7 protein-coding genes are annotated in these 8,389 nt (G+C 67.6%); 6 read left to right on the top strand and 1 reads right to left on the bottom strand.

The window, feature by feature from the left end:
* Positions 1-224: 224 nt before the first annotated feature.
* Positions 225-1,124 carry an alpha/beta fold hydrolase gene (locus ACYP5B_RS49275; RefSeq protein WP_400097444.1) on the bottom strand — a complete coding sequence of 300 codons (900 nt, stop codon included), beginning with the start codon at positions 1,122-1,124 and terminating at the stop codon, positions 225-227.
* A 147-nt stretch (positions 1,125-1,271) separates the two neighbouring features.
* On the opposite strand from ACYP5B_RS49275, the gene ACYP5B_RS49270 reads away from it, so the two are divergent.
* From ACYP5B_RS49270 to ACYP5B_RS49245, 6 genes are all read left to right on the top strand, one after another.
* Positions 1,272-1,793, top strand: coding sequence for a Fur family transcriptional regulator (locus ACYP5B_RS49270; protein ID WP_267605214.1), 522 nt, complete (start codon positions 1,272-1,274; stop codon positions 1,791-1,793).
* 101 nt (positions 1,794-1,894) lie between these two features.
* Positions 1,895-2,983 (top strand): CobW family GTP-binding protein, encoded by a 1,089-nt coding sequence (locus tag ACYP5B_RS49265; protein ID WP_459574758.1) that lies wholly within the window; start codon positions 1,895-1,897, stop codon positions 2,981-2,983.
* 573 nt (positions 2,984-3,556) lie between these two features.
* Positions 3,557-3,976, top strand: a complete 420-nt coding sequence (gene dksA / locus ACYP5B_RS49260; protein ID WP_006164034.1) for an RNA polymerase-binding protein DksA — start codon at positions 3,557-3,559, stop codon at positions 3,974-3,976.
* Positions 3,977-4,239: 263 nt separating this feature from the next.
* Positions 4,240-5,529 carry a zinc metallochaperone GTPase ZigA gene (zigA, locus tag ACYP5B_RS49255; RefSeq protein ID WP_459574757.1) on the top strand — a complete coding sequence of 430 codons (1,290 nt, stop codon included), beginning with the start codon at positions 4,240-4,242 and terminating at the stop codon, positions 5,527-5,529.
* Positions 5,498-5,974, top strand: a complete 477-nt coding sequence (locus tag ACYP5B_RS49250) for a hypothetical protein (RefSeq protein WP_459574756.1) — start codon at positions 5,498-5,500, stop codon at positions 5,972-5,974. Before zigA ends, ACYP5B_RS49250 begins: the two co-directional genes overlap by 32 nt.
* Positions 5,975-6,141: 167 nt before the next feature.
* On the top strand, positions 6,142-8,310 hold the full coding sequence (locus ACYP5B_RS49245; protein ID WP_459574755.1) for a TonB-dependent receptor: 2,169 nt from the start codon (positions 6,142-6,144) through the stop codon (positions 8,308-8,310).
* Positions 8,311-8,389: the final 79 nt, after the last annotated feature.

Raw genomic sequence — 8,389 nt, 5'->3', positions numbered from 1 at the left:
CCCCCCCCGACCATGACGCGGGCACAGCGCATACGGCCGCCGCGGCTTGGGCCGCGCGACCGGAGCGCAATGCTATCAATGTCGAAAAGTGGCAAATATCCGGAATAACCCGCTAAGACATTTCTTCGCAAAAATCACGCCAAATGTATCGAACTCGCCGCAGCCTGCGGGAATCGGGAGGCAACAGGACAGCAACAAGGCAACAACAGGAGACCAGCAGAAGATCAGCAGAAGAAGTCGAGCATTTCCTCCTGCAGTACCTCGGGCGCCTCCTCCGGGATGTAATGCCCGCAAGGCACCGCGCGGCCGCTGACCTCGCTCGCCACCTCCTGCCACAGCGACAGCGGCTCGAAACAGCGGGCCACCACGCCGTGCTCTCCCCACAGCACGCGTAGCGGGCAATCCAGCCTGCGGCCATCGGCGCGGTCCGCGCGGTCATGGTCCAGGTCGATGGTGGCCGCCGCGCGGTAGTCCTCGCACATCGCGTGCACGTGGGCCGGATCGCGCATGGCGGCGGTATATGCGGCCATCGCGTCGGGGGCGAACGGGCTCAGCCCGGCGTGGCGCAGGCCCATCAGCCTGTTGAGGTAGAACTCGGGTTCCGCATTGATCAGCGTTTCCGGGAACGGCGCCGGCTGGATCAGGAAGAACCAGTGCCAGTAGGCGGCGGCAAACGCCATGCTGGTGCGCTCGTACATGGCCAGCGTGGGCGCAATGTCCAGCAGCATGGCACGCGTGACCCGGCCCGGATGGTCCGCGATCAGCCTGTGCGCCACGCGCGCGCCACGGTCGTGGGCGCATAGCGCGAAGCGGTCGAAACCCAGCTGCGCCATCACCGCCACCTGGTCCTGCGCCATTGCGCGCTTGCTGTAGTTCTCGTGGCCGGCGCTGCCCGGCGGCGCGCTGCTGCCGCCGTAGCCGCGCAGGTCGGTGGCGATCACGGTAAAGCGGTCGGCCAGCGCCGGCGCCACCTTGTGCCAGATCAGGTGGCTCTGCGGATGGCCGTGCAGCAATAACAAGGGCGGCCCGGAGCCGCCGCGCACGCCGGCGATCCCCACGTCGCCGATGTGCAGGCGAAAGGACTCGAAATTGGGGAACAGCAGGGCGCTGGCGTCGTTCTGCATGGGGTGTCTCCTCGCGTCTCGGGGGCCTGCTGGCGATGATAGACGCAAAGCGGGAGCGCGACGGGACGCACGCCGCGCACGGCAGCCAGGGCAACGAGTTGACGCAACTGAATTGCATCACCTGGGGCGCTATGGTTAAATCGGTCCATGAGCAGCAGCCCCTCCCCCACCCAGGCCATGCCTGCATCCGCCATGTCCCCCGCGCCGGCTACCCTGGACGCCGCCCACGAACGCCTGCGCGAACTGGGCGCCCGTGTGACCCAGCCGCGCCTTGGCATCCTGGCCTGCCTGATGGAAAGCCATGAACCGCTGACCCACCAAGCCGTGATCGACCGCATGCCGGCCGATGGCGAAGCGATCGACCGCGTGACCGTGTACCGCGTGCTCGACTGGCTGGTCGAGCAAGGGTTGGCCCAGAAACGGGCCGGCCACGACCGCGTCTTCCGCTTCAGCCTGGTCGAGCACGAGGCAGCGCGCGCCCAGGTGCACCGGCAGCACAGCCACTTCCATTGCAACCGCTGCGACCGCACTTTCTGCCTGGACGGCGTCAGCGCGCCGGCGCAAGCCGCGCCCAAGGTGCCAAGCGGCTTCGCCGTGGAGCATGTGGAGCTGACCGTAAACGGCGTTTGCGCCGAATGCGGCGCACGCACCCATGGCAAGCACGGCTGAGCGACGGCCCCGCCCGCGCGCTACATGAACGAACAAGTTATCCAAACACCACTTACCCCGCGTACGACAGGCCAAAGCGGTATCCCTTCCCGGAGAAAACAATGTCCAAACTGATCCCGGTCACGATCCTGACCGGCTTCCTCGGCAGCGGCAAGACCACCCTGCTCAAGCGCATCCTGAGCGAGCAGCACGGCATGAAGATCGCCGTGATCGAAAACGAGTTCGGCGAAGAGAACATCGACAACGAGATCCTGGTGCAGGATGGCCGCGAGCAGATCGTGCAGATGAGCAACGGCTGCATCTGCTGCACCATCCGCGGCGACCTGGTGGCGGCGCTGTCGCAGCTGATGACCCGGCGCGACGCCGGCGAGATCGATTTCGACCGCGTCGTGATCGAAACCACGGGCGTGGCCAACCCCGGCCCCGTGGCCCAGACCTTCTTCATGGACGACGAGATCGCCCAGCGCTACCTGCTGGACGCCGTGATCACCCTGGTGGACGCCAAGCACGCCAACCGGCAGCTCGACAAGCAGGAAGAAGCGCAGCGCCAAGTTGGCTTCGCCGACGCCATCTTCATCACCAAGGCGGACCTGGTGCCGGAGGGCGGGATCAAAGACCTGCGCCACCGCCTGCTGCACATGAACCCGCGCGCGCCCGTGCGCACGGCGCATTTCGGCGAAGCGCCGATAGACACAATCTTTGACCTTCGGGGCTTCAACCTGAACGAAAAGCTGGAAATCGACCCGGATTTCCTGCGTGCCGAGGCCGAAGAGCACGATCACGACCACGCGCACGAACACGCCCATGGCGACCACTGCGAGGATGACTGCGGCCATGACCGGCACGATCACGGCCATGGTCACAAGCACGACCACCACCATCACCACCACCACGCCGACCGCATCGGCTCGTTCGTCTTCCGCAGCGAAAAACCCTTCAATTACGCCAAGCTGGAGGAATTCCTGTCCGGCATCCTGTCGGTCTACGGGGAACACCTGCTGCGTTACAAAGGCGTACTCTATATGGACGCGGTGGACCGGAAAGTGGTCTTCCAGGGTGTGCATCAGTTGATGGGCAGCGATATCGGCGCCAAATGGGGCGATGAAACCCCCGGCACCAAGATGGTCTTCATTGGCGTGGACCTGCCCAAGGACGCCATCCTGAAGGGCCTCGCCACCTGCCTGGCCTGAAGCCGACGGGCAGCGCCGCCCACCCTGCCACCCCCCTCGTCGGAGGGGGGCTGGGATATCAGGGAAAACTCCCCGCTTTTCTCCCATATCTCCAAATTTTTTGTTCAAGTACAATAGGCTGGATTTAGTGCGGGTAACGTAGCCTTTTGTCCTTTGGCGACGGCGCCCGCAATGCAGGACGGCGGTCGTCGTCAGCATGAGGCGGGCTGCCGGCAGGTGCGGTCGCAGTGCTTCATGCGGAGACCGCCCTCCGCTTGGGGCACCCGTCACGCGCCGTCATCGATCGACGCGAGAGAGAGGTGTCCCATGGTAGCCGCAACGAAAACGAAAGAAAGCCGCAGCAAAAGCAGCAGCGCTGCGGCCGAGACGCTGAAGGCACAGTCCATGGAGGCTGCGCCTGCTCCCCGCGGCAGTACGGCGCACGCCGGTGCGGGCGAGGCCAAGGGAGGCACGCACAGCAGCAAGTCTGCAGCCAGCCAGAGCGAAACCTCCGCGCCGCGCAAGCGGCCGGACACTGCACCCGAGCGGACCAAGACGCCGCCGGTCGCACCAACAAGAGAATCAGCAGCAACCATGAGCAGCAATAAACTTCTGACTGAAGCTGAAATCCTGAAGATGGGCGACAAGGATTACATGAACGAAGCGCAACTCGGCTTCTTCAAACATCGCCTTGAGCAGCTGCGCGACGATATCCTGAAAAACGCCGACCAGACCACCGAGCACCTGCGCGAAACGGTCATCGTGCCGGATCCCGCCGACCGCGCCACCATCGAGGAAGAGCACGCGCTGGAACTGCGCACGCGCGACCGCGAGCGCAAGCTGCTCAAGAAGGTCGAGCAATCGCTGGCCCGCATCGAGTCCGGCGACTACGGCTGGTGCGAGGAAACCGGCGAGCCGATCGGCGTGCCGCGCCTGCTGGCCCGCCCCACCGCCACGCTGTCGCTGGAAGCCCAGCAACGCCGCGAACTGCGCCAGAAGCTGTTCGGCGACTGATTCCGCGACTGCCCGGGGCCGTCGCCCCGCGCGCCAGACGGCCCGGTTCTCCGGGCCGTTTTGTTTGAGCGGCACGCCCCGCCAGGCATCGCGTCCTTTCGTCTTTCGCCTTTGTGGTGTCACAGGCACGGGCCTATCATTAGGAACGGCTGGATTCGTGCGGCCATCGCGCTCTCCGAATTGCCGGCTTTCCCCCCTGCTTTCTGATACAGTCGCAACTTTGTTGCAATAACACGCGCCCAACCCCGGCGCGCCTCGATGCCATGGCCGATCGCCTGCCCGTCACCGTGCTGTCCGGATTCCTCGGTGCCGGCAAGACAACCCTGCTCAATCATGTCCTGGCCAACCGCGAAGGCAAGCGGGTGGCTGTGATCGTCAACGACCTGGCGGACGTCAATATCGACGCCCGCCTGCTTGGCGACGGCATGCTGGCGCAGGCTGGCGAGCGCCTGATCGAGCTGACCAATGGCTGCATCTGCTGCACGCTGCGCGAGGACCTGCTGACCGAGATCGGCAAGCTGGCGCGCGAGGGCCGCTTCGATTACCTGCTGGTCGAGTCGACCGGGGTCGCCGAGCCGCTGCCCATCGCGGAGACCTTCACCTTCGAGGATGAGCAAGGCGTGGCGCTGGACGCCATCGCCCGCCTGGACACCATGGTGACGGTGGTCGATGCCGCGCACTTCCTGCAAGACTTCAACGAAGCCGACTTCCTCCAGGACCGCGGCCAGGCGCGCGACGAGGACGACGACCGCACGGTGGTCGACCTGCTGATCGAGCAGGTCGAGTTCTGCGACGTGATCGTGCTCAACAAGCTCGACCTCGTCAGCGAGGCCGAGCGCGAGCGCCTGAGCGGCATCCTGCATTCGCTCAACCCGCGCGCGGCCATCGTGCCGGCCAGCTTTGGCAAGGTTGCGCTGGAGAGCATTCTCGACACCGGCCGTTTCGACTTCGACGCCGCCGCAGCCGCCCCGGGCTGGCTGGCCGAACTGCGCGGCGAGCATGTGCCGGAGAGCGAGGCCTACGGCATCGGCAGCTTCGTCTACCGCCGCCGCCGCCCCTTCCATCCGCAGCGCTTTGCCGACCTGATCCACACCGAGTGGCTGCGCGAGCATGGCAACGTGCTGCGCTCCAAGGGCTTCTTCTGGCTGGCCACGCGCATGCACGCGGCCGGCACCTGGGGCCAGGCCGGCGGCGTGTGCCGCCACGGCGGCGCCGGCGCCTGGTGGGCCGCGCTGGATTCGTCCGAATGGCCGCACGACGAGGCCGGCCGCGCCGAGCTCGAAGCCGATATGACGGTGGACGGCAAACCCGCTCCCTTTGGCGACCGGCGCCAGGAACTGGTGCTGATCGGCCAGGACCTTGACCGCCCCGCGCTCGAAGCGCTGCTGGACGCCTGCCTGCTGACCGACGCGGAAATGACTGCCGGCCCGGATGCCTGGGCGCAGTACACCGACCCGTTCCCGAGCTGGGACGACGGCCTGGACGACCACGACCACGAGCACGGCGACGACTGCGGTTGCGATGACCACGACCACGGCGGGCATGGCCACTGACGCCGTCGTGCCCTGGCAACGCCTGCAGCGCAGCCGCGCCCGCGGCCTCGGCCTGTGGCCGGCGCTCTGGCTGGCGCTATGCCTGGTACTGGCCCAGCACGCCGGGCTCACGCACCGCATCCACCACGGCGGGCTGCTCAGCCCGGCGCTGCAGGCTGCCGCCAGTACCGCCAATGACGCCAACGACGCCAATGACGGCGAGCCCGCCCTCACGGCTTTCGGCGCCGACCCCGATCTTCCCCTCTCGCTCAAGCTGGCGGGACATTTCTGCGTCTTGTTCGATGGCGCCACCGTGGCTGCCAGCCATTGCGGCACGCCAGTCATGCCGGCGCTCACGCACCTGCAATCGCCGGTTCCGTTCAGCGTAGGCTGGCGCCGGCCCGACCTGCAGCATCCCCAGCCTTTCCGCTCGCGCGCCCCACCGGCCGTTCACGCTCTCGCCTGAAGCCCGGGCCGCGGCCGCCAAGCCGCCGCCCGCCGCCTGTCGCATCGCGCCACGCTCCCGAACACCCCTGCCCGCCGCCATCCCGCGCATTTTGCGCCAGGCGGCGCGCTGCCGGCGTTCGGCCACTGGCGCCATGCGCTCGATAGCATCCAAGAACAATGCGAGCCATGTCTTTCCGTTTCCAACAAGAAAAAAACCTGCGGCGCACGCCGCTTGCCGCCATTGCGGCCCTGATCGCTTCCGCCTCCGTTTCCACCGGCGCCTTCGCGCAAAGCAACCCGGCGGCCCCGGCCGCAGCCAGCGCGTCCACCCCTGGCACCCCGGCCACACCCGCGGCCACCCTGCGCGAGGTGGTCATCACCGCCAACCCGCTGGGCAGCGAGCTCACCGACCTGGTGGCGCCAGTCTCCACCCTCAGCGGCGATGCCCTTGCCGTGCGCCAGGGCAGCACGCTGGGCGACACCCTGGACAAGCTGCCGGGCGTGTCCTCCAGCTACTTCGGCCCGAATGCCAGCCGCCCGATCATCCGCGGCCTGGACGGCGACCGCATCAAGGTGCTGCAGAACGGCGGCACCACCGTCGACGCCTCCACCTTGTCCAACGACCACGCCGTGCCGATCGATCCGCTGGTGGCCGAGCGCATTGAAGTGGTGCGCGGCCCGGCCGCGCTGATGTACGGCGGCAACGCCATCGGCGGCGTGGTCAACATCATCGACAACCGCATCCCGAAGGAGCCGATCCAGGGCGTCGGCGGCGCGGTGGACGCCAGCGCCACAGCCGGCGGCGACAGCGCGCGCAACGCCAGCGGCCTGCTCGAGGCCGGCAATGGCCAGATCGCCATCCACGCCGACGCCTTCGCCCGCAAGACCAGCAACCTGCGCATCCCCGGCTACGCGCGCAGCGCCAGCCTGCGCAACAGCCAGCCGCTGCCGGAAGGCGAAAGCGAGGCCTACGGCCGCCTGCCCAACAGCAACGCGCAGCAGTCGGGCGGCTCGCTGGGCGGCGCCTACACCTGGGCCGACGGCTTCGTCGGCGCCAACTACAGCGAATACCACAACGAATACGGCACCCCCGCCGAAGACACCGTGCGGCTGCAGATGCGCCAGCAGCGCTTCGCGCTCGAAGGCGAGGCGCGCAACCTGGCCGGCAACACCGGCGGCTTCATCGAGTCGGTCAAGGGCAAGTTCAGCTATACCGACTACGAACACAAGGAGATCGACTCCGGCCAGACCGGCACCATCTTCAAGAACAACGGCTGGGACGCACGCTTCGAGGCCAAGCACGCGCGCATCGGCAACATGACGGGCGTGATCGGCACCCAGTTCGGCTCGACCCGCTTCTCGGCGCTTGGCGAGGAAGCCTTCGTGCCGAGCACCGACACCGACAACGCGGCCCTGTTCATCTTCGAGGAAATGCCGCTGAGCGCCAGCGGCGATCTCAAGCTCAACCTGGGCGGGCGCATGGACCACACCAGCGTGAAGGCGCAGGCCAACGGCAACGACCGCTTCTCCGACGCCAGCCGCAGCTTCAACGCCGGCAGCGCCTCGGCCGGCCTGCTCTACAAGCTGGCGCCGGCCTGGTCGCTGACCACCAACCTGGCCTACACGGAGCGCGCCCCGACCTTCTACGAGCTGTACGCCAATGGCCCCCACGTGGCTACCGGCTCGTGGGAGCAGGGCGACCCCAACGCCAACAAGGAACGCGCCACCTCGCTGGACCTGGGCGTGCGCTTCAAGTCGGGCCCGCACAGCGCCGGCCTGTCGGGCTACTACAGCCGCTTCGCGAACTACCTGGCGCTCACCAACACCGGCACCGCGCGCGACGCGGAAGGCGATTTTGTCACGCCCGGCAGCGCCGGCGCATTGCCCGTGATGCAATACATGGGCGTGCCCGCCACCCTGTACGGCTTCGAGGCCGAAGGCAAGGCACGTGTGTGGCAGAAGCTGCTGACCGGCAGCGACACGGTGGATCTGGAGGCCCGCGCGGACTACGTGCGCGGCGAGAACCGCAACACCGGCCAGCCGCTGCCACGCCTGTCCCCGCTGCGCCTGGGCGGCGCGGTGGTGTACGGCGCCGGCCCGTGGGGCGCGCGCGCGGACGTGACCTACGCCGCCCGCCAGACGCGCGTGCCGTCCAACGACACGCCCACCGATGCGTACACCTTGCTTGGCGTGTCCGTCACGTACAAGTTCAAGATGGCGGGCACCCAGACGCTGGTCTACCTGCGCGGCGACAACCTGACCAACCAGGACGCCCGCAGCGCCACCTCGATCCTGCGCGACATCGCGCCGCTGGCAGGGCGCAGCGTCAAGCTGGGCGTACGCACGACGTTCTAGGCAGCACCGCGGAGGCGGGCCCTGCCCGCCCCGCGTGGTAACAAACTGGTACCGGTGCCGGCATGATGGCGCACGGGGG

It is taken from the genome of Cupriavidus sp. 8B (assembly GCF_054589115.1).
The sequence above is the reverse complement of the archived record's forward strand: the minus strand, read 5'-3'. Positions and strand labels throughout refer to the sequence as shown.

Bases quoted from the DNA above. Each gene is read 5' to 3' on its own strand.
- ACYP5B_RS49275 (WP_400097444.1), bottom strand. From the start codon at position 1,124: ATGCAGAACGACGCCAGCGCCCTGCTGTTCCCCAATTTCGAGTCCTTT.
- ACYP5B_RS49270 (WP_267605214.1), top strand. From the start codon at position 1,272: ATGAGCAGCAGCCCCTCCCCCACCCAGGCCATGCCTGCATCCGCCATG.
- ACYP5B_RS49265 (WP_459574758.1), top strand. From the start codon at position 1,895: ATGTCCAAACTGATCCCGGTCACGATCCTGACCGGCTTCCTCGGCAGC.
- dksA (WP_006164034.1), top strand. From the start codon at position 3,557: ATGAGCAGCAATAAACTTCTGACTGAAGCTGAAATCCTGAAGATGGGC.
- zigA (WP_459574757.1), top strand. From the start codon at position 4,240: ATGGCCGATCGCCTGCCCGTCACCGTGCTGTCCGGATTCCTCGGTGCC.
- ACYP5B_RS49250 (WP_459574756.1), top strand. From the start codon at position 5,498: ATGACCACGACCACGGCGGGCATGGCCACTGACGCCGTCGTGCCCTGG.
- ACYP5B_RS49245 (WP_459574755.1), top strand. From the start codon at position 6,142: ATGTCTTTCCGTTTCCAACAAGAAAAAAACCTGCGGCGCACGCCGCTT.